Source organism: Nesterenkonia sandarakina, assembly GCF_013410215.1.
GTDB lineage: Bacteria > Actinomycetota > Actinomycetes > Actinomycetales > Micrococcaceae > Nesterenkonia > Nesterenkonia sandarakina.
The window spans coordinates 521,725-547,981 of sequence record NZ_JACCFQ010000001.1; the positions used below are offsets into that span (position 1 = coordinate 521,725).

The window sequence follows — 26,257 nt, forward strand, 5'->3', positions numbered from 1 at the left end:
GAGACCTGCGGCGACGAAGACCGACCCCCTCGCGGGGGACGAGATCACTTCCAGCGGGGCTTGCGATCCTTGTTGCCGAATCGGCTGTCGCCGGAGCCTGCGCGGCCGCCTCGATCGCTCGAGCCGCCGTCACGCTTGCCGGCGTAGCCGCCGCGGGACTCGCCGTAGCCGCCCTCACGCTTATAGCCGCCGCGATCGCTGGAACCGCCGCGATCGCTTGAGCCGGAGGGAGCGCCGGTGTCACGCTCGATCTTCAGCAGCTCGCCACCGATGCGGGTCTTCGCCAGGGCGGCCCACTGCTCGGAGGAGAGCTTCTCGGGCAGCTCCACCAGGGAGTGCGTGGGGCGGATGTCGATCCCGCCGATCTCGCGGGCGCTGAGCCCAGCCTCGTTGGCGATCGCCCCGACGATGTGCCCGGGGTTCACCCCGTTGCGACGGCCCACGGCGATCTTGTACATCGCATTGCCCGGACCGGCGGTGCGCGGTCCGCGGTCCCGCGGTCCACGCTCGGGGCGGTCCCCGCTGGGGCGGATCTCGCCGACCTCGCGCTTGGACTCGCGAACCAGCTCGTCGTCGCGCTTCTCATCGAGCAGCAGCGGCCGGCCCTCGTGGACCATTGCCACCAGGGCGGCGGCGACGTCCTCGGCCGGGGTGTTGTGCTCCTGGGTGTAGGAGGAGACCAGTCCGCGGTACTCCTCGAGCTCCTCAGAGGCCAGGGTCTCGGTGATCCGCTCCGAGAAGCGCTCCAGCCGCGAGGAGTTCACGTCCGCGATGGTCGGCATGGACATCTGCTCCACCGGCTGGCGGGTGGCCTTCTCGATGGCGCGCAGCATTCGCTTCTCTCGAGGAGTCACGAACAGCACGGCCTCGCCGGAGCGACCGGCGCGGCCCGTGCGCCCGATCCGGTGCACGTAGGACTCGGTGTCCAGCGGGATGTCGTAGTTGAACACGTGGCTGATCCGCTCCACGTCGAGCCCGCGGGCCGCCACATCGGTGGCGACCAGCACGTCGACTCGACCGGCCTTGAGGTTCTCCACGGTCTTCTCGCGCAGGTTCTGCGGGATGTCACCGTTGATCGCCGCGGTGCGGAACCCGCGGGCGGCGAGCTTGTTGGCGACCTCCTCGGTGGCCGAGCGGGTGCGCACGAAGACGATCGCGGCGTCGTGCGGCTCGGTCTCCAGGATCCGGGTCAGGGCCTCGTGCTTCGCGGAGTGCTTGATCAGCACGAAGCGCTGCCGGATGTTGGTGCCGGTGGAGGTCTTCGACTTCACCGAGACCTCGACCGGGTCGTTGAGGTAGTCCGCGGAGATCCGGCGGATCGCCTTGGGCATGGTGGCGGAGAACAGCGCGACCTGCTTGGTCTTCGGGGTGCGGGCCAGGATCTGGTCCACCTCCTCGGCGAAGCCCATGCGCAGCATCTCGTCGGCCTCGTCGAGCACCAGGTGCTTGATCGTGGAGAGGTTCAGCGAACCGCGGGTCATGTGGTCGATCACGCGCCCCGGGGTGCCGACGACGACGTGCGCGCCGCGGCGCAGGCCCTCCAGCTGCGGGCCATAGGGGGAGCCGCCGTAGATGGGCAGCACGGTGATCCCGGGCACGCCCTGGGCGTAGGTGGAGAACGCCTCGGCGACCTGGATCGCCAGCTCACGGGTGGGCGCGAGCACCAGGGTGGAGGGGGAGTTCCCGAGCTCACCGGAATCGTGGGCCCGAGCCATGTGCGAGAGCGCCGGCAGCGCGAAGGCAGCGGTCTTGCCGGTGCCGGTCTGGGCGAGGCCCACGACGTCGCGGCCCTGGCTCAGCAGCGGGATGGTCTGCGCCTGGATCGGCGACGGGGTCTCGTAGCCCAGCTTGGTCACCGACTCCAGCACCCGGTCATCCAGGCCCAGCTCCGAGAACTTCGGTCCGGTGGACTCTTCGGCGGCCTTCGGAGCCTTCTCGGCCGGGGCCTCAGCCGCCGGAGCCGCGTCAGCGGCCGGAGCCTCAGCGGGTGCGGCCTCGGCAGCGGGAGCCTCAGCGGCCGGAGCCTCAGCAGTGGGGGCAGTCTCCGGCGACTGCGTCGCGCCGGACTCGGTGGTGGCCGCCGTCTGAGCGGCAGCTGCGGTCTCCGCGTCGGCCGGCGTGGGCTCGGTGGGGAACTGGTCCTGGATGGTCATGTTGACTCCTCGTCACATGTCACGCGACCGAGAGTCCCCGCTGAGGATCCAGTCCCAGAAACCTGCACAATCAACCACCGCTGCTCGAAGCAGCTGGGCATGCCGAATGGCACTGCACGCAGCCGCTGCATGGGCAGGGCAGGTTGCTCAAGGTTCTAGGACGGGACTGGATCAGTCACAGGGACTCGGCCGCTTTGTCGGCTCCGGAGTCGACCCGTGGATACACACAACCCTCAACGAGCTTCCGGCCCCATGCGGATGGGGCACGCTCGGAGTCAGCAAGAGAAAACGGGATCATCCGGAGAATGCCCATTGAGTCTAGCCCACATCATCCTCAGCTGTCGCCTTAGGAGACGAAGCTCACGATGTGCCGGATGCGCTGGCGGCTCAGTCGCCCGGGCGAGCCAGGGCCGGGCCCCGCCGCAGCGCAGTCTCCCGGATGCTGGGGCCCGGGGTCTCTGGGATCGCGCTCACCACGGCGCGGTCTCCCGCCTGCACGGTGCCGGGAGTGATCACCTTGAAGTAGGTGCCGGGCCGGCCGGCCGCCAGGAAGCGCCTCACCCAGCCGGGCTCGCCCAGCCACCGGCCGAAGGTGGCGCAGGGGATCCGTGGGACCGTGGCCTCGAGCACCACGTGATCCCCGATCTGCCAACGCTCCCCAGGGTGGGCGCCGTCCAGGTCGATCCCGGAGATCCGCAGGTTCTCCCCGAAGCTTCCTGCGGGGATCTCCCGTCCCAGCTCCTGGGCCCACCAGGCGGCGTCCTCGGCGGTGTAGCCGTAGATCGCCTTCTCTGCTCCACCATGGTGCTTGCGGTCGGCCTGGACATCACCGTGGAGTCCCAGGGTGCGCACCCGGACCGGGCCGGAGACCGGGCGCTTGTCGATCCCGCTGACCCCGACCTGCCCGACGTCGTCGGCCACCAGCTGGTGCACCACACAGACCGCATCGATCGTGCCGGTGAGTCCCAGCCGGTCGGCCGCGCCCGCCAGACAGGTCGGTGACGCCTCGGTCATCGGATCAGAGTCCGGCGAGCGCGGTGTCGAGGTCGTTGATCAGGTCCGCGACATCCTCGATGCCCACCGAGAGCCGCAGCAGGTTCTCCGGGACGGCGAGCTCGGTGCCGCGCACCGAGGCGTGGGTCATCTCATGCGGGTAGTTCATCAGCGACTCGATGCCTCCGAGAGACTCCGCGAGGATGAACAGCCGGGTGCCTTCGGCGACCTTCCGGGCGGCAGCCTCACCCCCGGCGAGCTGGACCGAGACCATCCCGCCGAAGCCGCTCATCTGAGCCTTGGCCAGCTCGTGGCCGGGGTGGTCCGGCAGACCCGGGTAGAGCACCCGTTCCACGGCGGGGTGGTCCACCAGGTGCTCGGCGATCGCCTGGGCGTTGCTGCAGTGCCGGTCCATCCGCACCGCGAGGGTCTTCAGCCCGCGGGTGGTCAGGTAGGCATCCAGCGGGCCGGAGACCGCACCCACGGCGAACTGCTGGAAGCCGATGGCGGCGGCCAGCTCGTCATCGGAGGTGACCACCGCGCCGCCGACCACATCGGAGTGCCCGCCGATGTATTTCGTGGTGGAGTGCACCACGATGTCCGCGCCCAGCGCCAGCGGCTGCTGGAGGTACGGGCTGGCGAAGGTGTTGTCCACCAGCAGCAGCGCGTTGTGGGCATGGGCGATCTTCGCCAGGGCCGCGATGTCGGTGATGGCCATCAGCGGGTTCGAGGGGGTCTCCACCCAGAGCAGCGTGGCCTCCGGCGCCGAGATCTCAGCCTCGACCCGGTCGAGGTCGCTCAGGTCCAGCGGGGTGTTCGCGATCCCCCAGTCGCCGTGGATCCGGCTGATCAGCCGGTAGGAGCCGCCGTAGGCGTCGTTGCCCATCACGATCCGCTGCCCGGGGCGGGTCACCGCCCGGATGATCGCGTCCTCGGCGGCGAGCCCGGAGCCGAAGCTGAACGCGTGGCGCCCACCCTCGAGTGCCGCCAGCTGGGTCTGCAGCGAGGTGCGGGTGGGGTTGCCGGCCCGGCCGTAGTCGTAGCCGCGGCGCAGGTTGCCGATACCGTCGGGGGCGTAGGTGGTGGAGAAGTGCAGCGGCGGCACCACAGCACCGAAGACCTCGTCGATCTCCTGTCCGGCGTGGATGGCGTCGGTGGCGAATCCGTGGCGGTTCTCGGTCATCGGGTCTCCTTCTTCTGGGCACCGGAGAGGTGCGCGAGCAGGTCGTTTCGGGTGAGCACTCCTACGATGTCGCCGTTCTCGGCGACCAGCAGGGTGGGGCTGGTCCGCAGCTTCTTCAGGATCTCCGGCAGCGTCTCGGTGATCCCGACCAGCGGCAAGTTGATGTCCAGATGCTCGGAGACCAGTTCATCGGGGGTGGCATGACCGATGATCAGGTCCTCGGAGAGGTGCGCGACGTCGACGACGCCGTAGACCTCCCCGATCCGGGCCACCCGGCCGGGCTGGTCGATCACCGGGACGATGTCGATGCCGTAGCGGTTCATCACCGAGACCGCCTCGCGCAGCGTGGTGTGCCGGGAGATCGAGACCACCTCGGGCATCGCGGAGGAGAACAGCGAGCTCTTCGCCAGCAGCACGTCGGAGGCGGTGACCGGTTCAGCGTCCTGACCCCCGGACTCCTCGGCGGCCTGGGCCTCGCCGTCCTCGGGCTCGGCGCCGATCAGCCCGGTGCTGACCGCCTCGCTGAGCTCTGCGGAGGTCTTCACGCTGATCTCCACGCCGGTGGAGTTCGAGACCACGGCGCCGAAGCCGTGGTCGATCATCCACTGGTCGTTGAAGATCTTGCCCAGGTAGCCGCGGCCGGAGTCGGGCAGCACCGCGACCACCACATCCTCGGGGCCGAGGTCCTTGGCGATCTTCAGCGCGGCGACCACGGCGGTGCCGGAGGAGCCGCCGACCAGCAGACCCTCCTCGGTGGCGAGCCGGCGCGCCATCGCGAAGGACTCGGCGTCGGAGATGGCGTGGTGCTCATCGGGGATCGAGGCGTCGTAGTTCTTCACCCAGATGTCCTCGCCGACGCCTTCCACGAAGTAGGGGCGGCCCTCCCCGCCGGAGTAGATGGAACCGTCCGGGTCGGCCACCACCACGCGGACGGGCCCCTGTGGGCGATCCGCGGAGACCTCCTTGAGGTAGCGCCCGGAACCGGTCACGGTGCCCCCGGTGCCGGCGCCGACCACCAGGTGGGTGATCTTGCCCTCGGTGTCCTCCCAGATCTCCGGCCCGGTGGTCTCGTAGTGCGAGTTCGGCGCGGCCGGGTTGGAGAACTGGTCCGGCTTGTAGCCGCCCTTGATCTCTTCGGCCAGCTGATCCGAGATCCCGTAGTAGGACAGCGGAGACTCCGAGGGGACACCGGCCGGGCCCACGACGACGTCGGCGCCATAGGCGCGCAGCACGTCACGCTTCTCCTGGGCCACCTTGGGAACCGTCACGAACACCGCCCGGTAGCCCTTCTGCTGGGCCACCAGCGCCAGGCCGACGCCGGTGTTCCCGGAGGTCGGCTCGACCACCACTCCCCCGGGCTTGAGCAGGCCCGCGGACTCGGCCTCCTCGATCATCCTCAGCGCGATGCGGTCCTTGATGGACCCGCCGGGGTTGAGGTATTCGAGTTTCACAAGGACAGTGGCGGAGACGCCCTCGGTGATCCGATTCAGCTTCACCAGGGGGGTGCGGCCGATCAGCTCGACGACAGACTGGGCATATTTCATGCCGCCAACTCTACCGACCTGGGAAGCGGATCAGTCAGGCCCGGTCTTCTGAGGAAACCTCACCCCGCTGATCTGGGTCTGTGGGGGCCCACCGGACGGGCGCCGGGACGATGCCGCGGGCCTGTGCCACAGTGGAACCATGACCACGGGAGCAACCACCGGCGCGACCCCGGGCCCGACCCCTGCGGCGACCCCGGCGGCGCACCATCACGAGGTGCTCCTGGACCTCGGCGGGCCGATCGATCTACCGCGCACGCTCGCGGTGCTCCAGCGCGGCGCCGGCGACCCGAGCATCAGGCTGGATCCGGGTGCCGCGTCGATGACCGGAGGCCCGCGCGGCACTCCCGGCGCGGGCGCATGGATGTGCCAACGGATCTATGACCCGACCGGGGCGCAGCTCGGGGCGACGACCTGGCGCTTCGATCAGCGCACCGCCTCTACGGTGCGGGTGCGCGTGGCCGCAGCAGGCCCCGGGCTCGAGGCCGAGGCGGTGGCCGATCTCGCCGCCCAGCGGGGCGGGCAGATCCTCGGCGTCGAGGATGACTGGCAGGAGGTGGAGCTGCTGCTGGACGCCCTTGGAGACCAGCTCTCGGCCGCGCTGGTGCGGGTGCGACGTCGGCATCCCGGTGTGCGCCTGCCGGCCACCGGCGGGCTCTTCGATCAGCTTGTGACAGCCACCTTCGAACAGAAGGTCACCCACGATCAGGCGCGCAGCGGATGGCGGGAGCTGCTGCGTCGGCATGGTGAGCTCGCCCCAAGCTCGGCGCATCTGCCGGCTCCACCGTGGATGCGGCTTCCGCTGACCGGTGCGCAGCTGCGCCGGGTGCCCTCCTGGGAATGGCATCGGCTCTGGGTCCAGCCCGCGCTGTCCAAGACCATCCAGCGGGTGGCGGAGCGCGCCAGCACCATCCATCAGCTCAGTGCGCGCACCGCCGCGCAGATCGACGCAGTCGCGGAGCTGGCTCAGCGGCTGCGCTCGATCCCCGGGATCGGGGAGTGGACGGTAGCGGAGGCGCTGCAGCGCTCCCATGGGTCGGCCGATCTTCCCTCGGTCGGGGACTATCACCTGAGCAACTTCGTGGGGGCCGCGATGACCGGGGCGCGCACCGATGATCCCGGCATGCTGCGCCTGCTCGCGCCCTATTCCCCGCACCGGCAGCGGATCATCCGACTGCTTAAGCTCTCCGGCTTCCGGGACCAGAAGTATGGTCCCAAGCTGACCCCGGCGGATCACCGGGGCCGCTGAGTGAGGTCAGGCCTGCGGAGTGGTGTCCTGCGTGGCCTGGTCCTCGGCGATCTGCTTATGCACCTCAGCCATGTCAAGGTCCTTCACCGCAGTGATGACCTCGTTGAGCTGCTCGGCGTTCAGCGCGCCGGGCTGGGAGAAGACCAGGACCTTCTCCCGGAAGGCCATCAGGGTCGGGATCGAGGTGATGTTCGCGGCGGCGGCGAGCTCCCGCTCGGCCTCGGTGTCCACCTTGGCGAAGGTGACGTCGGGGTGCTGCTCGGAGACCGCGGAGTACACCGGGGCGAACTGCTTGCACGGGCCGCACCAGTCGGCCCAGAAGTCGACGAGCAGGATGTCGCTGTCCTCCAGGGTCTGCTGGAAGTCTGTCGTGGTCAGGTCAGTGGTAGCCATGCCTCGCCACCCTACGCGAGCACGCGCGGATTGTCGGCCCCCGCCCTGCGCCCCCGGGAGCACTTAAGCGTCCAGCGGAACCCGCGTCCGGGGAACACCGTTGAAGACTGCAACCGGGCATTCAGGACATGATGTTCAGGTGATACAGATCATCCTCACCGGGATCTGGCTGGGACTTCTCTACAACGCCGCCCCTGGTCCGATCTTCACGGAGTCGCTGCGCCGCGGGGTGCGCGGCGGGTTCCGGTCCGCACTCGGGGTCCAGCTCGGATCCCTGGTAGGCGACGCCGTGTGGGCGGTTCTGGGGCTCGCCGGGGCGGCGGCCCTTCTCACCCAGCCTCATCTGCACATCCCGATCACCCTGGCAGGCTGCCTGGTGCTGGTGATCCTGGGGGCGCAGGGGATCTACGCCGCGTCCGGGCGCGCCGTCGCCCCCGCGACGGGCAGCAGCGCACCCGGTACGCACCTGCTTCGAGGTCCACTGGCAGCCGGGGCGCTGCTGTCGGTGGGCAACGTCTGGAACGTCGTCTACTGGGGCGGAGCCGGCGGCGCGGTGGCCGGAGCACTCGGGGAGGATGCCGCGCTGAGCTCGCTGCTGGTCTTCTTCATCGCCTTCATGATCACGTCCCTGCTCTGCTGCTTCCTCTGCGCCGGCTTCATCGCCGGGGTCAAGCGCACGCTGAGCTCCGCCTGGATCCGCGTCGTCGAGGGCGGGTCCGGTCTGGCCCTGCTGGTGATGGCCGTGCTGCTCGCGCTGCAGGCTCTGACCTGAGCCGCTGGGACGGACTTGGCACACGAAGAAGGGCCCTGAACCGAAGTTCAGAGCCCTTCTCTGATGTCCTGAGACATCCCATGGTGGCAGATGAGGGATTCGAACCCCCGTAGGCGATGCCAGCTGATTTACAGTCAGCCCCCTTTGGCCGCTCGGGTAATCTGCCGTGCAACCATGCGGACGCTCCCTGAGGAGTTTCCGGCGCCCCGTATGAGGCACCCCATTACTTTAGCGACAACAGGGGAAATTTTCGAATCCGCGGCTCATACCAGGAGTAGGGTTGAACTCATCATTGCTGCGTGTTCGACGATCCCCGTTCAGATCGTCGACGTCGACGCATGCCCGATCCCTAGCACCCATCTCAAGGAGCACCGTGGCCGATATCGAGGCTGAGACACTGGCTCGACACCTCAGTGAACGCAGTCCCAATGGAATCGCCGAGCAGGTGCGCGAGCTGATCAGCGCCGGCACCCTCAGTGGCGGGATGCGCCTGCCCACCGTCCGTGACCTGGCCACCGAGATCGGTGTCAGCGTAGGGACGATCGCGCAGGCCTGGAGCCTGCTGCGAGAGTCCAACTTGGTCGAGACCCGCCGCCGCGGCGGGACTCGGATCGTGGAGCCCGGCGACGTCGGCGGGCCGAACTTCCGCAACTGGTCCGGAGTCGATCTGCTGCACTCCAGCCCGGATCAGCGACTCCTGCCCTCCTTGGAGGAGGGGCTGGTGCGCAGCCTCAAACAGCCTCAGCTGCACAGCTGGAGCCGGGAGCACATCCTGCCGGAGCTCCAGCGCGCCATGGAGAAGAAACTGGGACACCCGGCCGAGCCCGCTCGCGGGCGCAGCTTCGCCGCCGTCTCCTCCGCCACCGAGGGGCTGTGGCTCGCGACGCGATCCGTGGCTGGCAGCGGTGCCCTGATCGCCGTGGAGGAGCCCGCCTCCCCCGGTTATCTCTCCGTCCCGAAGAGCTTGGGACTGGGCACCATCGGGGTCCCGGTGGATGAGCACGGCCCGGTCCCCGAGGCGCTGCAGCGGGCGCTCGACGCCGGCGCCGTGGCGTTCCTGCACAGCCCCGGCGGCGCCTTCTCGCCACGCCACGTGTTGAGCTCCGAGCGCGCTCAGGAGCTCGCGCAGGTGCTGGAGTCCTCCCCTGAGACCGTGATCATCGAAGAGGACCCACTGGGCCCGCTCGCCGAGGAGACACCGTTCGCGCCCTCCCTGGACGCCCTGCTGCCCGAGCGCACGCTGCGCGTCATCGGGTTCGAACGCGCCTATGGCATGGACCTGCGCACCGCCGTGGTGGCCGGGCCCAAGCACCTGATCACCGCGGCGATCGCGGAGCGCTCCGGAGGTGTGAGCTCGAACAGCCGGATCCTGCAGAACACCCTGGCGTTCCTGCTGCGCGACCCGGCTGCCGCTCGACGGGTAAACAGCGCCAGGACACGCTATGCCAATCGCCGTCGACTCGCGCTGGAGGCATTCACCTCAGCGGGGCTCTCGGCACAGGCAGGTCCCGGCAGCTGGGCCATCTGGGTCCAGGTCCCCGATGAGCGCGCCGCTGCGCTGACCCTCAGCGCCCAGGGCGTCATCACCGATGTGGGGACCAGCTCCTTCATCACCGAACAGCCCACCGGCCTGCTGCGCCTCTCGATCGCTCAGCTTCCCGAGGACATGGAGCTGCTCGACGGACTGGCGCAGCTGGTGCTCCACGCCACCGAGGACGGACTGAACTCCACCTTCGTCTGAGCAACCCCTGCGCAGGAGCATCGCTCGAGCGGGCGAGGTGCTGCGTCGTCGTCGGACCGGTTCCTCCGCTCGGAGCGGCCACAATGATCGCCGTGGCCACAATGATTAGACTCAGCCGCATATATCCATGCCGATCAGGAGGTACTCATGGCCAAGGACTCGACGTTCGACGTCGTCTCGAAAGTGGACAAGCAGGAGGTCGCCAATGCGCTGAACCAGGCGCAGAAGGAGATCGCGCAGCGCTATGACTTCAAGGGCACCGGTGCGGAGATCGACTATTCCGGCGAGAAGCTCCTGATCAAGGCCAACTCTGAGGAGCGCGCCAAGGCCGTGGAGGACGTCTTCGGCTCCAAGCTGGTCAAGCGCGGGATCTCGCTGAAGTCCTTCGACTCCGGGGAGCCCTACGCCTCAGGCAAGGGGTTCCGGATCGAGGGGACCATCAAGGAGGGCATCGATCAGCCCACCGCGAAGAAGATCACCAAGCTGATCCGCGATGAGGGCCCGAAGTCCGTGAAGGCCACGATCCAGGGTGATGAGCTCCGTGTGACCTCGAAGTCCCGGGACGATCTCCAGGAGGTCATCACGATGCTGAAGAACTTCGAGGACGCCGACCTGCAGTTCGTCAACATGCGCTGACCCTCCCCGACACCCCAAGAAACCCGGCTGGTTGAGTTCTCCGGTGGATACGTATCCACCGGAGAACTCAACCAGCCGGGTTTTCTGGTGCCGGACCGGTTCTAGGGTCGCGAGGTAGCCTCGCCGTGCCCGGCTCGTGCTCGGCGGCTCTGGCGGCACAGCAGCAGCGCCAGGATCGGTCCGAGGATCGGCGCGCTCAGCGTCAGAAGCAGCAGCACACCCTTGGCGGTGATATCCAGGGTCGCGGTGCGCATGACCACCACGATGGCCCAGATCGCGAGCGCCAGCGCGAGCAGCGGAACGATCAGGAAGAAGCCGAGCCCGAGCACGTCCACGGGGTTGGGCACCATCGGGTTGGTGTCACCGGCGCTGAGCAGCGTGGTCAGGGTCATGGGGTCCTCCATGTCGATGTCATGGCGCTGACCTGCGCGATCAACGTCCAGCGCCCCACGCTAGTGCGACTCCACACACGAATAAACCCCGTTGGTTGAGTTCTCCGGTGGATACGTATCTGCCGGAGAACTCAACCAGCGGGGTTTGGTGGGGTGTGAGGCTCAGAACAGGATGCTCAGGCCGATCAGCGTGAGCGGGACGAGGACGAAGACGCCGAGCACCCAGGTGAAGGCCCAGAGCTTCTTCTCCGCGGCCAGGTCGGCCAGCCAGGTGGCGCCGCGCGGCGGGAGGTCCCGCAGCCACGGGGTGCAGAAGATGATCAAGGTGGCCATCACGTTGAACAGCAGGTGCGCCAGGGCCGCAGTGAGCGCGATCTGCCCCGCGGGGCCGTCGAAGGCGAAGGCCGCGATCAGCGCGGTCACCGTGGTGCCGATGTTCGCCCCCAGGGTGAAGGGGTAGAGCTGCTTGAGCGAGAACGCGCCGGAACCGGCCAGCGGCACGATCAGCGCGGTGGAGGTCGAGGAGGACTGCACCATCACGGTGACCGCCGCCCCGGAGCCGATGCCCGCGATCGGACCGCGGCCGATGGCGGCGTGGAGCACCTGACGGGCCTTGCCGACCAGCAGCACCTTGAGCAGCTTGCCGATGAAGTTGATCACCAGCAGGATCAGCACGATCGCGACGACGATCATCGCCACCCCGTGCCAGCTGCCCGGGATGAAGCTCAGCGAATCCTCGATCAGGTTCGCCAGCGGCTTGGTGCCGGCCTTGATGGTGGAGCCCACGCCTTCAAGCACATAGGCGACCGGGCCGCCGTCGGTGCCCACCGCGAGTCCGGCGAAGAAGGTGGAGAGCCGCTCGAGCAGGCTGAACATCATCTCCAGCGGCAGGAAGATCACGACTGCGATCAGGTTGAAGAAGTCGTGCACGGTGGCGGCGGCGAAGCCGCGGCGGAAGGACTCCTGCTCGCGCACCATGCCCAGGCTGACCAGGGTGTTGGTCAAGGTGGTGCCGATGTTGGCGCCGAGGATGATCGGGATCGCGATCCCCAGCGGCAGCCCGCCGGCGACCAGGCCTACCGTGACCGAGGTGGTGGTGGAGGAGGACTGGGTCAGCGCGGTGGCTGAGATGCCGATCATCAGACCGATCACCGGGTTGCTCGCGAAGGCGAAGAGGCTCTCGGCCTGATCCCCGGTGGCGATGCCGAAACCGGTGCCGATCACGTTGACCGCGGTGATCAGCACGTAGATCGCCAGGGCCACAGAGACCCAGTTGGCGGCGTCGAGGGGGCGCCCGGTGAGGCCGAACCGTTCGAAAGGACTGAAGGTCCGCGTGGCGGGTGCTTCGTCTACGGTGCCGGCGACCCGCTGCGGGGCCTGAATCGACGGTGCGGACATGCAATCTCCTCTTGGAACACGAGCGTGGTGAGCCCTGTTTGAGTCTTGGCGCTGGCACTTGAGCGAACCGATCCTCACAGCGTCTGCGAGGCGCATCACAGGGGCGGATACCACTGCCGGATGAAGGGCCGTGGAACACTGTGCACCGCGTGCTCGACGAGCGTCACACGGGAAGGTGAACTGCAGGTGAACGATCCACCGAAACCGCTCGAGAGTAGGATGTCATTGGTCACATGGCGACCATCAAGACCCTGATCCCCCTCTAGGAGAGTCCATGCACCAGCACCACGGACGGCTGCGCACAGCGGGTCTGCTCGCGTTCCTCTTCGCGATGCTCCTGCTCGTCGGCGCCGTGATCGCCTATGCCACCCAGACCCCGGGACTGATCTTCGTCTTCGGGCTGATCGGCCTGGTCTCCGTGGCCTACTCCTACTGGAACTCGGACAAGATCGCGCTCAAGGCGATGAAGGCCTATCCGGTGACCCGGGAGCAGGCGCCCCAGCTCTACCAGATGGTCGAGGAGCTGGCCCAGCGCGCCCAGCAGCCGGCCCCGCGGATCTTCATCGCCCCCTCCCCCACGCCGAACGCCTTCGCCACCGGTCGTAATCCGGAGAACGGCGTGGTCTGCTTCACCGAGGGCATCCTGAACCTGCTCAACGAGCGTGAGCTGCGCGGAGTCACCGGCCACGAGCTGATGCATGTCTACAACCGCGACATCCTGATCTCCTCGGTCGCCGCGGCCGTGGCGGGCTTCCTGACCACCATCAGCCAGTTCTTCCTGCTCTTCGGCGGCGGCCGGGGCAACAACCAGGGCGGCAACCCGCTGGCCCTGATCGGGGCGATCGTCGCGGTGTTCCTGATGCCGATCGCCGCCAGCCTGATCCAGATGGCGGTCAGCCGCACCCGGGAGTACGACGCCGACGCCGACGGCGCCGCGCTCACCGGAGATCCGCTGGCGCTGGCTTCCGCCCTGGACAAGCTGGAGCGCGGAATCTCGCGCTACCCCCTGAAGGAAGATCCCAAGCACGACGCGCACGCGCACATGATGATCGCCAACCCCTTCGGGGCCCGCGCGAAGAAGCTCTTCAGCACCCACCCGCCGATGCCGGAACGGATCGCCCGACTCGAAGCGATGGCCGGTCACAACCCGAGCTGAGCCGGCTCCGGCTGAGCCGGACCCGGCTGATTCAGGCCGAGGGAACCAAGCCCGGCTAGATCCACCCCCGGGTGATCCGCCCCCGGACGCAGCGATGCCCCCGCGCCATCAGGCGTGGGGGCATCGCTGCGTCCGGGCTCTGGCTGGGACGCTCGCGCCGGCTCAGCCCTCTCGGGAGATCCGGATCATGTCCTCGCGCTCGACGACCTTGACCCGCTCCCGGGCACCGCCGTCGGGCAGCGGGCCGTAGGCCTCGCCCAGGGAGACCTCGTGGGCATCGAGCTTCTGCCAGCCGTCCCAGGTGGTGTACTCCACGCTGCGGGATTCCAGCAGCTCGATCACCGCGTCCTCGGCGGGCTCCGGCGCCACCGGCAGGTGGTGCAGGTCCTCGAGCAGGCAGCCGATGGTCTCCAGGGCGTCGCCCTTGGTGTGCCCGATCAGCCCCACGGGTCCGCGTTTGATCCACCCGGTGGCGTAGATGCCAGGGACGTGGGCGCCGGCGTCGTCCTTGACCCGGCCGGCCTCGTTGACCAGCACGCCTCGGCGCTGGTCGAAGGGCAGCCCGGGGATCTCCGAGCCGAGGTAGCCCACCGCGCGGTAGACCGCCTGGACCTCGAAGTCCTGGAACTCACCGGTGCCGCGCACGTTGCCGGTCCCGTCGAGCTCCATGCGCTCGAACCGGATGCCTGCCACGGCGCCGGTGCCCTGTCCGGCCTCGTCGGTTCCTTCGAGGATCTCCACCGGCTGCAGCAGGAAGTGCAGGTGCAGGCGGCGGGAGGCCTCGGACTCACGCTCCTCCTGCTCGACCAGCCAGTTGCCCAGGGTGTTGACCATCGTCTTGACCTGGTTATTGGTCCTGATCGCCTCGTCGGAGCCGGCGTCGAAGTCGAAGTCCTCCTCGTTCAGGATGATGTCGACGTCGCGGCTGTGCGAGAGCTCGCGCAGCTCCAGCGGGGTGAACTTCACCTGCGCCGGGCCGCGCCGCCCGAAGACGTGGACATCGGTGACCGGGGAGGCCTTCAGTCCGGTGTAGACGTTCTCCGGGATCTCCGTGGTGAGCATGTCCTCGGCGTGCTTGGAGAGCACCCGGGCCACGTCCAGGGCGACGTTGCCGTTGCCGATGACCGCCACCTGCTCGGCGTCGAGCGGCCAGTCGCGGGGGTAGTCGGGGTGCCCGTCGTACCAGGAGACGAAGTCAGCGGCGCCGAAGCTGCCCTGCAGCTCGATCCCCGGGATGTCCAGCTCGGCGTCCTTGATCGCGCCGGTGGCGAAGATCACGGCGTCGTAGTGTCGGCGCAGGTCCTCCAAGGTGAGGTCCTTGCCGATCTCGACATTGCCGATCAGCCGGATGTCGCCGCGGTCCAGGACCTTGTGCAGCGCCTTGACGATCCCCTTGATCCGCGGATGGTCCGGGGCCACGCCGTAGCGGATCAGCCCGAACGGGGCCGGGTAGCGGTCATAGAGGTCGATGCTGAACTCAAAGTCGCTCTTCTTCTGCGCCTTGGCCAGGATGTCGGAGGCGTACACGCCTGCGGGGCCGGCGCCGACGACGGCGACTCGGATGGCCCGGTCTGCTGGCCGCTGCGAGGAATTCTGGGACACGGATAGGTTCCTATCGATCGATTAACTCAGCACAGTATGCCGTATTGGTCTCAACGTCGGCGGCGAATGACTCTGTTCCCGGTCTTCTAGACTGTGGCCATGGCTGATATGTTCCTCGACAAGTTCCGCGCCCTGGTGCCTGCCTATCTCGACGCCAAGTGGACCCCCGCCGAGGGCCTCACCGTCGATCAGCTGCGCCAGATGATCGCCGATTCCGAGCTGCCCGACGAGCTCAAGGCCCGCCCGCGGCTGCCCCAGGTGCTCGAGGAGTTCTACCTGGCGCTGGGCAGCTGCGAGGAGATCATGGAGGCCTACCACTTCTTCTTCGATCCCGATGAGCTCATCGTCGAGGACGGGCACCTGCTCTTCCTGGAGGATGAGCAGGAACGCTGGGTCTGGGGCGTCGATGTGGACACTCTGGATGTTCCGGACCCGCTGATCGTGCGGCGCAGCAACAACTCCGGAATGTGGAACGACGAGGGCGCCACGGTCAGCGAGTTCATCTTCGACCTGCTGGAGTTCTCCTTCGAGGAGGAGGACTCGCCATGAGTGCCCCGGATCTGGCGCAGCTGTGGAGCTCGCACGCCCCGGAAGGCTATTCCTGTCCGTTCTGCGGACTCGCCCGCGGGGATGTGGCGGACCCCGGGAACCGGTGCGAGCTCAGCGACCTGGTGCACCAGGATGCGGATGTTTTGGTCTTCATGGCCTGCGACGGCTTCGGCCCGCATGAGGGGCACGCGATGATCACCCCGGTCCAGCACCGCGAGGCGCTCTACGACCTCGACGACGAGCTGCTGGGAAAGATCGCGATCATGTCCCGCGAGGTCTCCAAGGCGATGAAGCTGGCGTGGAACCCGGAGGGCACCTCGGTGCGGCAGCACAACGAGCCCGCCGGGAACCAGCACGTGTGGCACTACCACCTGCATGTGTTCCCGCGCTACGCCGACGACATGCTCTACCGCCAGGTCCGGCATCCGGTCGACGTGGAGGTGCGCGCCGAGAAGGCCCGTGAGCTGCGGTCAGCCCTGATCCAGGTCCTCGCCGAGCGCAGCTGAGCCACCTCGGAGAAGGTCACCTCTGTCGAGGGCACCTCCTATGAGGCCACCTCCGAGGAGATCACCTCCGGGCAGCTCCGGACGGGCTCAGCCCTCGCGCTCGACCACCGCGTCGGCGAAGGAGAGCAGCGCGGACTTCACCGTGGACTCCGGCAGCTCGGCGATGGCGTCCTTGGCCCGCTCGGCCCAGCTGTGCGCCACCTGCCAGGATTGCTCGGTCACCGGATGGGCGACGACGGCGGCGACGGCCTGCGCCAGCGCCTCGTCCGAGCTGAGGTCGGCGTCGATCATGGCCAGCAGCCGCGCCGCCTCCTGCTGCCCCTGCACCGAGTCGGCATTCTGGGCCTGCTGGCGCAGCAGCAGCACCGGCAGCGTGGCCACCCCTTCGCGCAGGTCGGTCCCTGGAGTCTTCCCGGAGGATTCCGGGTCTGCGGTGAGGTCTATGACGTCATCGGCGAGCTGGAACGCGACGCCGACCGCCTCGCCGTAGCTGGCGAGCATCGCGATGGTCTCAGCGGAGCAGCCGCCGAAGTGCGCACCCAGCCGTGAGGCCGCGGCGACCAGGGAGCCGGTCTTGTCACCGATCACGCGCAGGTAGTGCGCGTACGCGTCCTCGCCCTCCTGTGGGCCGACGGTCTCATGCAGCTGACCCATGACCAGACGCTCGAAGGTCTGGGCCTGGATCTCCGAGGCCTGCACGCCGAGCTCGGACATCAGCCGGGAAGCCCGGGCCAGGATCAGGTCCCCGGTGAGGATCGCCACGGAGTTGCCCCACACCTGATGGGCCGCGGGCGCCCCGCGGCGCACCGGCGCGGAGTCCATCACGTCATCGTGGTACAGCGTGGCCAGATGGGTCATCTCCATGACCGCCGCCGCTCGGCGGACCCGGTCATCGACCCCGTCGCCGAGCATCGAGGTCAGCACGGTGAGCAGCGGACGGACCCGCTTGCCGCCGGCCTGGGCCAGGTATCGCGCCGAGGCGTTGACCAGCTCATCGGCGCTGGCCAGGGAACCCAGGAGGTCCTCCTCGACCTGGGTCAGGGCCTCGGCGACCTCGGTGGCCAGCGCCACGTCGTCGGCCAGCACGTCGAACCCTGCCGGAAGCTTCGCGGTCAGGGGGTCAGCAGCTGATTCAGTCATCGGTGTCTAGCCTATCCAGGGTCAGGATGCGAGGAGGTCGCCGGGCTTGGTGGCGTGATGAATCGCGACGATTCCCCCGCTGAGGTTGCGGTACTTCACCGCGGCGTAGCCGGCGGCAGAGATCTCGGCGGCCAGGTGGTCCTGATCCGGCCAGGCCCGGATGGACTCGGCGAGGTACACATAGGCCTCCGGGTTCGAGGACACGGCCCGCGCCGTGGGAGGCAGCGCGCGCATCAGGTACTCGTTATACACGGTGTTGAAGACCTTGTTCGTGGGGTCGGAGAACTCCATCACGGCCAGGCGTCCACCGGGCCTGGTGACCCGCAGCATCTCGCGCAGCCCGGCCAGCGGATCCACGATGTTACGCAGACCGAAGGAGATCGTGACGGCGTCGAAGGTGTCATCGGCGAAGGGCAGGTTCATCGCGTCCCCGGCGATGAAGCTCATGTCCGGACGGCGGCGCTTGCCCACCTGGAGCATGCCCAGGGAGAAGTCGCAGGCCACGGCCTCGGCACCGGCGTCGTGGAAGGGTTCGGTGGAGCTCCCGGTGCCTGCGGCCAGGTCCAGGACCCGCTCACCTGGGCGGACCGCGAGCGCGGCGACCAGCTTCCGGCGCCAGCGCCGGGTCTGTCCCAGCGAGAGCACGTCATTGGTGATGTCGTAGCGGTCGGCGACCTCATCGAACATCGAGGCGACGTCCTCGGGCTTCTTCGCGAGGCTTGCGCGGCTTCCGGTGCTGGGGCGATTCACCTTGGCATTCTCCCACATGCGCCGATCCCTCCCACCGCCATGTCCTAGACTTGTCCAGCCATGACAGCGCTCCCCGGTTCCCTCGACTCCACCACCCTGGTGGTGGATCTCCCCCTCGGAACCACCCTGGCGGACCTGTTGCCGGGGCTCGAGCCCAGCGGGGTGTGGCTGCTGCGCGGGGAGGGCCTGATCGGTCTGGGCACCACCGCGCACGTGCGCACCCGGGGAGCGGAGCGTTTCGCCGAGCTGGCGGAGTGGCATGCCCAGCATCTGACCCCGCTGGCCGAGACCTCGCCGCTGCCGGACGAGCTCCGTGGAATCCCCGGGGCCGGGCCGGTGGCGCTGACATCGATCACCTACTCCTCCACCTCCGGCGCCGATTCCCACCTGATCCTTCCCGAGCTGATCCTGGGCGCGGCCGAGGGCACCGCCTGGGTCACCGCGGTGGTCCGCACCTCCGCTCTGGACGAACCGATCGACGCGGAGGACGACGCCGCGCGGCTATCTCAGGTGCAGCAGCTCCTGGCGAAGCATGCCCTGCAGCTGCGAGAGGGACGGCTGAGCCTGGCCGATCCGGGCGAGACAGGATCAGCCGGGGCCGGCACGGCTGAAGTGGGCACCTCAGCGGCCACCTCGTTGATCCAGGGCGCACATTCCGAGCAGCACTATCTGCAGGCGGTGCGCGCCGGTGTGCAGGCGATCGGGCACCGCAGGCTGGAGAAGCTGGTGCTGGCCCGCGACGTCGTCGTCGCCGCCGACGCACCGCTGGCGACCGGTCCGGTGCTGGCCGCGCTGGCCGCCGACTACGCCGACTGCTGGACCTACCTCGCCGGAGACGTGCTGGGCGCCACCCCGGAGATGCTGGTCAAGATCCGGGGCCGCCAGCTCTCGGCCCGGGTGCTGGCCGGGACCGTGGACGGCGGCACTGGTCTGCAGCAGGCGCGGGCCCTGCTGCTGGAGGATCCGAAACAGCGCGACGAGCACCGCCTGGCCGCCCAGTCGCTGCTGGACCAGCTGGCGCCGGTGGCGCAGCATCTGCACGCCCAGGATCCTCCGGCGGTGCTCCAGCTGCCCAACGTCTTTCACCTCTCCACCGACGTGACCGGCGAGCTGACCGCCCAGACCCCGGCGCTGCTGGTGGCCGAGCGCGCCCACCCCACGGCTGCGATCTGCGGCACCCCCACAGCGACCGCCGCCGAGCTGATCTCCACGCTGGAGGGTCTGGACCGCGGCGCGTTCTCCGGGCCCGTGGGCTGGCTCGACGCCCAGGGCAACGCGGACTTCGGCATCGCGCTGCGCGGCGGGGTCCTGGAGGAACAAGGCACCCAGATCCGGCTGTTCGCCGGCTGCGGGATCGTGGCCGGGTCAGATCCCGAGGAGGAGCTCGCCGAGACCTGGGCCAAGATGCGCCCGATGCTCGGTGCCCTCGGCGTCCGCCAGCCCTGAGGCTTCCCCTCGCCAGCGTTTTACCGGCCCTTGGCGGTGTTACTGGGCCTGCCGTAAGGCCGGTATCTCACGTAGAGCCCGGTAAAACGCGGGGAGGGGGGTGCGGGCGGGAGGGGTCAGAGGTCGGCGGCCGCGGCGCGGAGCCGGGCGTGGAAGTCCCGCAGCACGCTGCGGTCGGTGCGCACCTCGATGATCCGGATGCCCACCCGGTCCTCGAGCCCGGAGAGTCCTTCGCCCAGCGCCTCGAGGTCCTCGGCGAAGTGGTAGTCGTGGCCGTAGGCATCGGCGAGCGCCTCGATGTCCACGGTCTGCGGGGTGCCGAAGAAGCGCTCTACCGCCTCGGCCTGGCCCTCTCGGCGCCCGACCGCCCCGTGCTCGAGCTGGTCGAAGATCGCGCCCCCGGAATCGTTGACCACCACGATGTCCAGGTCCGGCTCGCGCTCGGTGGCCGGAAGCAGCAGCGCATTCACATCGTGCAGGAAGGTCAGATCCCCGACCAGCGCGGTGACCCGGGTGCTGCGGGCCAGCGCGATCCCGGAGGCGGCGGAGAGGTTGCCGTCGATCCCGGACAGACCGCGCATCGCATAGATCCGCCGGGCGTCGTCGCGGGCGCCGAGCACGGTGCGGTTGAGCACCGCGGCGAGATCCACGTCGCGGATCACCGAGGAGGAGCCCAGCAGCAGCGGGGTCTTCACCGTCTCCGCCACGAACTGCGCCACCCGCACCGAGGAGAGCTCTCCCTGGGCGAGGGCCTCCTGCTCGGTCAGCGCCGCGTCGATCAGGCGCTGCGCGGCCAGTCCGCGTTCGGTCCAGGAGTCATGCCACCCCGGGGGCGCCTTGCGGGCGAACTGCGCCAGCGCGAGCAGATCGGGAAGCACCCGCCGGGCAAGCCGGTGATCGAACCAGGCCTCCCCACCGGGGGCGTACTGCACCGCCTCGACGTCGGACCGGTTGATCAGCGCCTGGACCGGTCGGGTCAGCGTGGGCCGACCGGCGACGACGACGCGCTCCACGCTGTCGGTGAGGATGCCCGCGGGCGAGCCCTCCGGGGCCTGCAGGATCAGCCGGTAGCCCTGGATGGTGCCCAGATCGCTCCAGCGAGCGTCGCTGCTGGGTTCCGCGAGCAGCGGGTGCCCGAGCCGGCGGGCCAGCTCACGGGCTTCTGCAGGGGCGTCGGCGCCCATGACGAAGACAGTGCGCGCCGTGCCCAGCCCGGCCTCGAACCGGGCCGCGGCCTCGGCCGGTGACTCCCCCGCCGCAGCGGACGCCGCATCCGACGCCGCATCCGACGCCGCATCGAGCGCCGGATCCGCCGACACGGGGGCCGGCCCCTGCGCACCTGGGGCATTCGGCGCCTGGTCCGAGGACTCCCCCGGCTGCGGATCGGCCGCAGGGCCGACCGCTTCCGTCAGACCGGGAGCCGTCTCGGTCCCGGCGTCGAGGATCTCGCTGCCGATGATCTCGGCGCGCAGCTGCTCGGCCGAGTCGGTGCCTCGGCTGCGCCGGACGATCGGGGTGCGGGCCCAGCGCTGGACGCCGCTGGGCCGATCCTGCCCCGGCGCGGCCGGGACCAGCGGGTCGCGGAAACCGATGTTCAGGTGCACCGGTCCGGGCGAGGTCCCGGTGGCGGCGCGCAGCAGCAGTCCCACCTGGGTCTCGGCGGCGAGCATGTCATCGCGGGACTCCGGCTCCAGTCGGGCCTCACCCTGTTCCAGGTGGATCTCATCACGGACTCGACCGGCGAACATCCCCTGCTGCCAGGTGGTCTGGTTCGCGCCGGTGCCGTGCAGCTCCTCAGGCCGGTCGGCGGTGATCGCCACCAGCGGGATCCCCGAGAGGTCAGCCTCCATCATCGCCGGCAGCAGGTTCCCGGTCGCCGTGCCGGAGGTGGTCACCACTCCCGCGGGGGCCTTGGTGGCCAGCGCGATGCCCAGCGCGGTGAAGGCCGCGGAGCGCTCGTCGATGCGCACATGCACCGTGATCGCGCCGAGCTCCTCCGCCTCACGCAGCGCGTAGGCCATCGGTGCGGAACGCGAGCCCGGAGCCAGCACGATGTGCCGCATGCTCATGGTCAGGCCCCGGATCACCCGACGGGCCAGGCGCAACGACTCCACGTCATAGGCGTCGTCGAACTCACGGAACGGGCGCCGGGGTGTACTCATGCCCTCAATCCTAGAAGCTCTGCGGCGAGCACCTGGTGGGCGTCACGTAGACGCTGGACCCACCACTGTTCCCGGTCTGCCTCGACTCGGTGCAGCTCGAGCAGGGCCGCAGAGGGCTCCACGGCCCCCGGCAGCACCAGTTCCCCTGCGGTGGGCAGCAGCGGGGCGTCGACAACGTCATGTTCGAACAGGGCGGCGGTGCCCAGCCCGCAGGCGTAGGGCAGGCTGGGCAGCCGGGCCGCAAGCGCCAGCCCTGCGGCCAGACCCACGGAGGTGTCCAGCGCCGAGGAGACCACCGCGTCCAGACCCGCCTGCTCCACGATCTGCAGCGCCCGCCGCACCCCGCCCAGCGGGGGGACCTTGACCACGATCAGGTCCGCCGCGCCGAGCCGGGCCACCCGCAGCGGGTCCTCGGCCTTGCGCACCGCTTCATCTGCGGCGATCCGCAGCGGGGCTCCCGCGGAGCTGATCCCGGCGGCGGCGAGCGCCTCACGCAGCTGCGCCAGCGGCTCGACGCCGGCCACCGGCTGTTCGGCGTATTCGAAGTTCCCGTCGGAGATCTCGGCGAGCCGCTCCAGCGCTGGCACTGCCTCGGCGATGCTCCAGCCGCCGTTCGCGTCCGCGCGCAGCCCGGCCTGAGGTGCCAGCCGGCGCACCTCCCGGAACCGGGCGACGTCGTCCTGGAGGGTCTGACCCGGTTCGGCGACCTTGATCTTCACTGCAGGGATGGACTCCACCGCGCCGAAGCGGGCCAGGACCGATTCCACCTGGCCCGGTGAGACCGCCGGCATGGTGGCGTTGATCGGGATGCGGCGGCGCAGCGGCGCCGAGAGGTCCTGCCAGCCGGCTTCCAGACCGGCGCGCAGCCAGGCCGCAGACTCACCGGCGGCGTACTCCGGGAAGGGCGCGAACTCACCCCAGCCGGCGGGTCCGCGGAACAGCATCGCCTCGCGGCGGGTCTGCCCGCGGAAGCGGGTGCGCAGCGGCAGCGAGACCACATGCGCCTGGGCGAGGATCTCCTCCACCGCGGGCAGCTGCCAGGTCTCACGGTTACCGAGGGAACGCGCAGTGTGGGGGTCCATGGCGTTCAGTCTAGGCAGAGCCGGACCTGCGATACTGGTGGACATGTCAGCTGCCAGCGCGCTTCGTCCCCCGGCCCGGCGGACCGGCCTGTGGATCCTCGGAATCCTGCTCTGCTGCGCGGTCTTCATCGCCGTCTATGAGTACTTCGTCCGCTCCGACTCTGGCCAGTGGGTGGAGTATGCGATGCTCGACGCCGCGGCGGAGCGGGTGAGCTCGCTCTCCGAGCGCGGCTACGACCTGTGGTGGCTCAGCCCGGTGATCATCGCGCTGCCGGCGGTGATCTTCCTGGTGATCGTGCTGGTGCGGCAGCGTTTCCTGGCCGCCCTGATCGCGGCCGGTTCGGTGGTGGGCGCGAACCTCTCCACCCAGGTGCTCAAGACCTACTGGCTCGAGCGCCCCGATCTCGACAACGGCGTCCCCTACTGGACCGGAAACTCGCTGCCCTCCGGGCACACCACCCTGGCGGCGTCAATGGCAGTGGCGGTCTTTCTGGTCAGCTCCCCCCGGCAGCGACCCTTCGTCGCCGTGCTCGCCGCCTCCTACGCCGGGCTGGTCGGGGCCTACACCTTCACCGAGACCTGGCATCGTCCCGCCGACGTGATCGCGGCCTACCTGGTGGTGGCCGTCTGGGCGCTGATCGGAGGCTGGCTGGTGATGCGCACCGGCCCGGAATGGAACACCGCCGTGGTGGACTACGAGCCGGAGACCGCACCGCTGGCCGGGCTCGCCTGGTTCCTCGGTGTCACCCTGACCGTGGCGGCGGTGCTGTGCTTCCTCTTCTCAGGCGGATGGAGCGGGATCGCGCTGGCCGGTGAGGAGCCCAGCCTGTGGCACTGGTTCGCCGGACTGCTCTTCTCCATCGGGCCGGGCTTCCTGATGGCGGCCGCCGGGATCAACCTCTTTGGCGCAGAGACCGGGCGGCGCCAGCGCGGCGCCCCGGTTCCCTCTCCCAAGGGCGAGACTGTGCGGTATCCGATTCCCCCGGAGTTCAGCGAGCTCTACCGGGTCTGAGCCGATCCGCAGCTCAGCGGCCGCGCAGCCGGGTGATCAGTTCGCGAGATTCCCCCGGGCCGTAGGGGATGATCGGGATCGCCTTGGTGGCGTCGTTGACCGCGTCCCGGATCGCCTGGGAGGAGACGTTGTAGCCCTGCTGCATCCTTCGGCGCATCGATCCGATGAACTCCGCATCCACCTCCTGGCCGTGACCAGGGATGAAGCGGCTGTAGGTGCCCGACATGGAACTCAGCCGGCCCAGCGAGCGCACCCATTCCTTGGGGTAGGAGTCGTGGAACTCGGGATCATCGCCCTCCCGGACCAGATCTCCGCAGAAGATGATCCCGGTGGAGTCCTCGGCGCGGACCCCGACCACCAGGTCACCTTCGGTGTGCGCCCGGCCCAGATGCTCCAGGACGACGTCGACGCCCCCACCCAGGTGCAGCGTCACCGGTTCGGAGGAGACCAGGTCGGTCGCGGTCGTCACCCCCGCGTCGGCATGGGCGAAGATGCGTCGCACGCCCTCCCGGAGCAGCAGCTCATTGGCCCCGATGTGGTCAGGGTGGCCGTGGGTGTTGACCACGACGAGCTCGGCGGAGCTGAGCTCACGCACGGCGGCCAGCAGCGCCTGATGGTCTCCCTCGGCTGGGCCTGGGTCGACGAGGACTGCGGTGTCCTGTCCCAGGATCAGGCCCACGTTCAGCGGCGTGGGACCCCCCAGTTCGGCGAGGAAGACGTGGTCGTCCAAGCGGCGGAAGAGAGCGGATTCGGGAGCGTGGTCCATCATGATCACCTTCTGTGAAACCGTAGTTCCCCCCATTCTGCCTCACCATCCGCACAGAGGCTGGGAGCAAGCTTGGGGCGCCGTGGGCGGTAGAGTCTGGCCATTATGACTATGGACAATCTCCTCGACTCGATCGGCGCGGTCGAAACCCTGGCCTGGAACACCGTGGGCATCTTCGTGATCCTCGCCGTGGGCGTCTACCTCGGTTACCGCACCCGGCTGGTCCAGCTGCGCCACATCCCTGACATGTTCCGAGCCATCACGGACAAGGCCACGAGTGATGCCGAGGGTCGGACGCGATCACTCTCGGCCTTCCAGACCTTCACCATCACCGCCTCCGCCCGGGTGGGCACCGGCAACATCGCCGGAGTGGCCGGCGCGATCGCGCTGGGCGGCCCCGGTGCGGTGTTCTGGATGTGGCTGATGGCGATCTTCACCTCGGCGGCCTCCTTCGTGGAGTCCACCCTGGCGCAGCTCTATAAGGTCCGTCGGTTCGACACTTTCAAGGGCGGGCCCGCCTACTACATCGAGCGCGGTCTGGGCAGCCGGTCCGGGGGCATCGTCTTCGCGGTGATCTTCATCTTCTGCTTCGCGCTCTCCTTCACCTCGCTGCAGTCCAACACCATCGTCGACGCCGCCACCGGTGCGGCCACCGAGCTGGGCCTCGAAGACACCACCAGCATGGTCTGGATCCTGGCCATTGCCCTGGCCGGGCTCACCGGACTGGTGGTGCTCGCCGGGCTGCGCCGGGTGGCGCAGGTGACCCAGCGTGTGGTTCCGCTCATGGCCATGGCCTACATCCTGCTGGGCCTGGTGGTGGTCGCGCTGAACATCGAGGCGATCCCCGCCGTCTTCGGGATGATCTTCGGAGAGGCGTTGAACTTCACCTCCGCCGCGGGCGGCGCCTTCGGCGCGATGATCATGGCCGGGGTCCAGCGCGGCATGTTCTCCAATGAAGCCGGCATGGGTTCGGTGCCCAATGTGGCGGCCACCGCTGATGTCTCACACCCGGTCAAGCAGGGCCTGGTGCAGACCCTCGGGGTCTACCTGGACACGCTGATCATCTGCTCGGTCACCGCGTTCATCATCCTGGTGACCTTCCCCGATCAGGCGGTCCGGGCGGAGACCAACCTCGGCGGTGAGCTGACCCAGGAGGCGCTGACCGCGAACTTCGGGGCGTTCGGCGCCATCGCGCTGGCGGTGATCATCCTGCTGCTGGCCTTCACCTCGATCCTGGGCAACTACTCCTACGGCGAGATGAACGTGCTGTTCATCTCGAGCTCGGAGAAGAGCCGCAAGATCTACGCGGTGGCGCTCACCGCCGTCGTCTTCCTCGGCGCGATCATTCCGGTGGACCTCGCCTGGGCGATCGCCGGTGTGACGATGGTCATCATCGCGGTGTACAACCTGGTGGTGATCTCCCTGCTCGGCGGGACCGCGGTGCGGCTGCTCAAGCACTACGAGGCGCAGAAGCGCCAGGGGCTGGATCCGCTGTTCCTGGCCTCTGACATGCCAGACCTTCGCAACATCGAGTGTTGGGGTGAAGCCGACATGGCCGATCATCGGGCAGGACCTGCAACAGAGTCCCGGACCTCGGCGGGGCGGCAGGACACGCGCAGCCAAGGCTGAACGGTG

General features: G+C 68.9%; 23 protein-coding genes and 1 tRNA gene. 10 read left to right on the top strand and 14 right to left on the bottom strand.

What is annotated here, in order from left to right; genetic code table 11:
* Positions 1 to 44: 44 nt before the first annotated feature.
* From HNR11_RS02440 to HNR11_RS02455, 4 genes are all read right to left on the bottom strand, one after another.
* Positions 45 to 2,153: a DEAD/DEAH box helicase gene (locus tag HNR11_RS02440; protein WP_179440983.1), complete on the bottom strand. Its 2,109-nt coding sequence runs from the start codon at positions 2,151 to 2,153 to the stop codon at positions 45 to 47.
* Positions 2,154 to 2,540: 387 nt separating this feature from the next.
* Positions 2,541 to 3,167, bottom strand: coding sequence for an MOSC domain-containing protein (locus HNR11_RS02445; RefSeq protein ID WP_179440984.1), 627 nt, complete (start codon positions 3,165 to 3,167; stop codon positions 2,541 to 2,543).
* A gap of 4 nt (positions 3,168 to 3,171) precedes the next feature.
* Positions 3,172 to 4,329 carry a cystathionine gamma-synthase gene (locus HNR11_RS02450; RefSeq protein ID WP_179440985.1) on the bottom strand — a complete coding sequence of 386 codons (1,158 nt, stop codon included), beginning with the start codon at positions 4,327 to 4,329 and terminating at the stop codon, positions 3,172 to 3,174.
* The gene (locus tag HNR11_RS02455) at positions 4,326 to 5,873 is read right to left on the bottom strand and encodes a pyridoxal-phosphate dependent enzyme (RefSeq protein WP_179440986.1); all 1,548 of its coding nucleotides are present in this window, start codon (positions 5,871 to 5,873) and stop codon (positions 4,326 to 4,328) included. The genes HNR11_RS02450 and HNR11_RS02455 overlap by 4 nt, the downstream gene beginning before the upstream one ends.
* 139 nt (positions 5,874 to 6,012) lie before the next feature.
* Between HNR11_RS02455 and HNR11_RS02460 the strand changes: the two genes are divergently transcribed.
* A complete protein-coding gene (locus HNR11_RS02460) occupies positions 6,013 to 7,119 on the top strand; it encodes a DNA-3-methyladenine glycosylase family protein (protein ID WP_246310290.1) in 1,107 nt (368 codons plus the stop codon).
* Positions 7,120 to 7,125: 6 nt separating this feature from the next.
* Here HNR11_RS02460 and trxA read toward each other — a convergent pair whose 3' ends face one another.
* The gene (gene trxA, locus HNR11_RS02465; protein ID WP_179440987.1) at positions 7,126 to 7,512 is read right to left on the bottom strand and encodes a thioredoxin; all 387 of its coding nucleotides are present in this window, start codon (positions 7,510 to 7,512) and stop codon (positions 7,126 to 7,128) included.
* Between the two features lie 139 nt (positions 7,513 to 7,651).
* Between trxA and HNR11_RS02470 the strand changes: the two genes are divergently transcribed.
* The gene (locus HNR11_RS02470; RefSeq protein WP_179440988.1) at positions 7,652 to 8,284 is read left to right on the top strand and encodes a LysE family transporter; all 633 of its coding nucleotides are present in this window, start codon (positions 7,652 to 7,654) and stop codon (positions 8,282 to 8,284) included.
* Positions 8,285 to 8,365: 81 nt separating this feature from the next.
* Here HNR11_RS02470 and HNR11_RS02475 read toward each other — a convergent pair.
* A tRNA-Tyr gene (locus HNR11_RS02475) sits at positions 8,366 to 8,450 on the bottom strand.
* Positions 8,451 to 8,657: 207 nt separating this feature from the next.
* Between HNR11_RS02475 and HNR11_RS02480 the strand changes: the two genes are divergently transcribed.
* Both HNR11_RS02480 and HNR11_RS02485 read left to right on the top strand, forming a co-directional pair.
* Positions 8,658 to 10,025: an aminotransferase class I/II-fold pyridoxal phosphate-dependent enzyme gene (locus HNR11_RS02480; RefSeq protein ID WP_179440989.1), complete on the top strand. Its 1,368-nt coding sequence runs from the start codon at positions 8,658 to 8,660 to the stop codon at positions 10,023 to 10,025.
* A 147-nt stretch (positions 10,026 to 10,172) separates the two neighbouring features.
* On the top strand, positions 10,173 to 10,661 hold the full coding sequence (locus HNR11_RS02485; RefSeq protein ID WP_179440990.1) for a YajQ family cyclic di-GMP-binding protein: 489 nt from the start codon (positions 10,173 to 10,175) through the stop codon (positions 10,659 to 10,661).
* A 101-nt stretch (positions 10,662 to 10,762) separates the two neighbouring features.
* On the opposite strand, the gene HNR11_RS02490 is transcribed toward HNR11_RS02485, so the two are convergent.
* Positions 10,763 to 11,053: a hypothetical protein gene (locus HNR11_RS02490; RefSeq protein ID WP_179440991.1), complete on the bottom strand. Its 291-nt coding sequence runs from the start codon at positions 11,051 to 11,053 to the stop codon at positions 10,763 to 10,765.
* 162 nt (positions 11,054 to 11,215) lie between these two features.
* Positions 11,216 to 12,451 carry a Na/Pi symporter gene (locus HNR11_RS02495; protein ID WP_179440992.1) on the bottom strand — a complete coding sequence of 412 codons (1,236 nt, stop codon included), beginning with the start codon at positions 12,449 to 12,451 and terminating at the stop codon, positions 11,216 to 11,218.
* 274 nt (positions 12,452 to 12,725) lie between these two features.
* Here HNR11_RS02495 and HNR11_RS02500 point away from each other — a divergent pair, with 274 nt between their 5' ends.
* Positions 12,726 to 13,607 (top strand): M48 family metalloprotease, encoded by an 882-nt coding sequence (locus HNR11_RS02500; protein WP_179440993.1) that lies wholly within the window; start codon positions 12,726 to 12,728, stop codon positions 13,605 to 13,607.
* A 162-nt stretch (positions 13,608 to 13,769) separates the two neighbouring features.
* Here HNR11_RS02500 and HNR11_RS02505 read toward each other — a convergent pair whose 3' ends face one another.
* Complete coding sequence (locus HNR11_RS02505; RefSeq protein WP_179440994.1) at positions 13,770 to 15,209, bottom strand: FAD-dependent oxidoreductase; 1,440 nt, start codon at positions 15,207 to 15,209, stop codon at positions 13,770 to 13,772.
* Positions 15,210 to 15,308: 99 nt separating this feature from the next.
* On the opposite strand from HNR11_RS02505, the gene HNR11_RS02510 reads away from it, so the two are divergent.
* Together HNR11_RS02510 and HNR11_RS02515 are read left to right on the top strand one after the other, a co-directional pair.
* Positions 15,309 to 15,758, top strand: a complete 450-nt coding sequence (locus HNR11_RS02510) for a hypothetical protein (protein ID WP_058887577.1) — start codon at positions 15,309 to 15,311, stop codon at positions 15,756 to 15,758.
* Complete coding sequence (locus HNR11_RS02515) at positions 15,755 to 16,264, top strand: HIT family protein (protein WP_179440995.1); 510 nt, start codon at positions 15,755 to 15,757, stop codon at positions 16,262 to 16,264. Before HNR11_RS02510 ends, HNR11_RS02515 begins: the two co-directional genes overlap by 4 nt.
* A gap of 87 nt (positions 16,265 to 16,351) precedes the next feature.
* Here the strand turns inward: HNR11_RS02515 and HNR11_RS02520 are convergent, their stop codons facing one another.
* Both HNR11_RS02520 and HNR11_RS02525 read right to left on the bottom strand, forming a co-directional pair.
* Positions 16,352 to 17,404 carry a polyprenyl synthetase family protein gene (locus HNR11_RS02520; RefSeq protein WP_179440996.1) on the bottom strand — a complete coding sequence of 351 codons (1,053 nt, stop codon included), beginning with the start codon at positions 17,402 to 17,404 and terminating at the stop codon, positions 16,352 to 16,354.
* 21 nt (positions 17,405 to 17,425) lie between these two features.
* Entirely contained in the window at positions 17,426 to 18,154 is a 729-nt protein-coding gene (locus HNR11_RS02525; RefSeq protein WP_269745502.1) for a demethylmenaquinone methyltransferase, read from the bottom strand.
* A 60-nt stretch (positions 18,155 to 18,214) separates the two neighbouring features.
* On the opposite strand from HNR11_RS02525, the gene HNR11_RS02530 reads away from it, so the two are divergent.
* Positions 18,215 to 19,600 (top strand): isochorismate synthase, encoded by a 1,386-nt coding sequence (locus HNR11_RS02530; RefSeq protein ID WP_179440997.1) that lies wholly within the window; start codon positions 18,215 to 18,217, stop codon positions 19,598 to 19,600.
* 116 nt (positions 19,601 to 19,716) lie between these two features.
* Here the strand turns inward: HNR11_RS02530 and menD are convergent, their stop codons facing one another.
* Both menD and HNR11_RS02540 read right to left on the bottom strand, forming a co-directional pair.
* On the bottom strand, positions 19,717 to 21,762 hold the full coding sequence (menD, locus tag HNR11_RS02535; protein ID WP_179440998.1) for a 2-succinyl-5-enolpyruvyl-6-hydroxy-3-cyclohexene-1-carboxylate synthase: 2,046 nt from the start codon (positions 21,760 to 21,762) through the stop codon (positions 19,717 to 19,719).
* Positions 21,759 to 22,844, bottom strand: a complete 1,086-nt coding sequence (locus tag HNR11_RS02540) for an o-succinylbenzoate synthase (RefSeq protein WP_246310292.1) — start codon at positions 22,842 to 22,844, stop codon at positions 21,759 to 21,761. Before HNR11_RS02540 ends, menD begins: the two co-directional genes overlap by 4 nt.
* A 43-nt stretch (positions 22,845 to 22,887) precedes the next feature.
* Here HNR11_RS02540 and HNR11_RS02545 point away from each other — a divergent pair, with 43 nt between their 5' ends.
* Positions 22,888 to 23,856, top strand: a complete 969-nt coding sequence (locus tag HNR11_RS02545; protein WP_179441000.1) for a phosphatase PAP2 family protein — start codon at positions 22,888 to 22,890, stop codon at positions 23,854 to 23,856.
* Positions 23,857 to 23,869: 13 nt separating this feature from the next.
* On the opposite strand, the gene HNR11_RS02550 is transcribed toward HNR11_RS02545, so the two are convergent.
* On the bottom strand, positions 23,870 to 24,622 hold the full coding sequence (locus HNR11_RS02550) for an MBL fold metallo-hydrolase (protein WP_218849635.1): 753 nt from the start codon (positions 24,620 to 24,622) through the stop codon (positions 23,870 to 23,872).
* 105 nt (positions 24,623 to 24,727) lie between these two features.
* Between HNR11_RS02550 and HNR11_RS02555 the strand changes: the two genes are divergently transcribed.
* Entirely contained in the window at positions 24,728 to 26,251 is a 1,524-nt protein-coding gene (locus HNR11_RS02555) for an alanine/glycine:cation symporter family protein (protein ID WP_246310293.1), read from the top strand.
* The last annotated feature ends 6 nt before the right edge of the window (positions 26,252 to 26,257 follow it).

Bases quoted from the DNA above. Each gene is read 5' to 3' on its own strand.
- HNR11_RS02440 (WP_179440983.1), bottom strand. From the start codon at position 2,153: ATGACCATCCAGGACCAGTTCCCCACCGAGCCCACGCCGGCCGACGCG.
- HNR11_RS02445 (WP_179440984.1), bottom strand. From the start codon at position 3,167: ATGACCGAGGCGTCACCGACCTGTCTGGCGGGCGCGGCCGACCGGCTG.
- HNR11_RS02450 (WP_179440985.1), bottom strand. From the start codon at position 4,329: ATGACCGAGAACCGCCACGGATTCGCCACCGACGCCATCCACGCCGGA.
- HNR11_RS02455 (WP_179440986.1), bottom strand. From the start codon at position 5,873: ATGAAATATGCCCAGTCTGTCGTCGAGCTGATCGGCCGCACCCCCCTG.
- HNR11_RS02460 (WP_246310290.1), top strand. From the start codon at position 6,013: ATGACCACGGGAGCAACCACCGGCGCGACCCCGGGCCCGACCCCTGCG.
- trxA (WP_179440987.1), bottom strand. From the start codon at position 7,512: ATGGCTACCACTGACCTGACCACGACAGACTTCCAGCAGACCCTGGAG.
- HNR11_RS02485 (WP_179440990.1), top strand. From the start codon at position 10,173: ATGGCCAAGGACTCGACGTTCGACGTCGTCTCGAAAGTGGACAAGCAG.
- HNR11_RS02490 (WP_179440991.1), bottom strand. From the start codon at position 11,053: ATGACCCTGACCACGCTGCTCAGCGCCGGTGACACCAACCCGATGGTG.
- HNR11_RS02495 (WP_179440992.1), bottom strand. From the start codon at position 12,451: ATGTCCGCACCGTCGATTCAGGCCCCGCAGCGGGTCGCCGGCACCGTA.
- HNR11_RS02500 (WP_179440993.1), top strand. From the start codon at position 12,726: ATGCACCAGCACCACGGACGGCTGCGCACAGCGGGTCTGCTCGCGTTC.
- HNR11_RS02510 (WP_058887577.1), top strand. From the start codon at position 15,309: ATGGCTGATATGTTCCTCGACAAGTTCCGCGCCCTGGTGCCTGCCTAT.
- HNR11_RS02515 (WP_179440995.1), top strand. From the start codon at position 15,755: ATGAGTGCCCCGGATCTGGCGCAGCTGTGGAGCTCGCACGCCCCGGAA.
- HNR11_RS02520 (WP_179440996.1), bottom strand. From the start codon at position 17,404: ATGACTGAATCAGCTGCTGACCCCCTGACCGCGAAGCTTCCGGCAGGG.
- HNR11_RS02530 (WP_179440997.1), top strand. From the start codon at position 18,215: ATGACAGCGCTCCCCGGTTCCCTCGACTCCACCACCCTGGTGGTGGAT.
- menD (WP_179440998.1), bottom strand. From the start codon at position 21,762: ATGAGTACACCCCGGCGCCCGTTCCGTGAGTTCGACGACGCCTATGAC.
- HNR11_RS02540 (WP_246310292.1), bottom strand. From the start codon at position 22,844: ATGGACCCCCACACTGCGCGTTCCCTCGGTAACCGTGAGACCTGGCAG.
- HNR11_RS02545 (WP_179441000.1), top strand. From the start codon at position 22,888: ATGTCAGCTGCCAGCGCGCTTCGTCCCCCGGCCCGGCGGACCGGCCTG.
- HNR11_RS02550 (WP_218849635.1), bottom strand. From the start codon at position 24,622: ATGGACCACGCTCCCGAATCCGCTCTCTTCCGCCGCTTGGACGACCAC.
- HNR11_RS02555 (WP_246310293.1), top strand. From the start codon at position 24,728: ATGACTATGGACAATCTCCTCGACTCGATCGGCGCGGTCGAAACCCTG.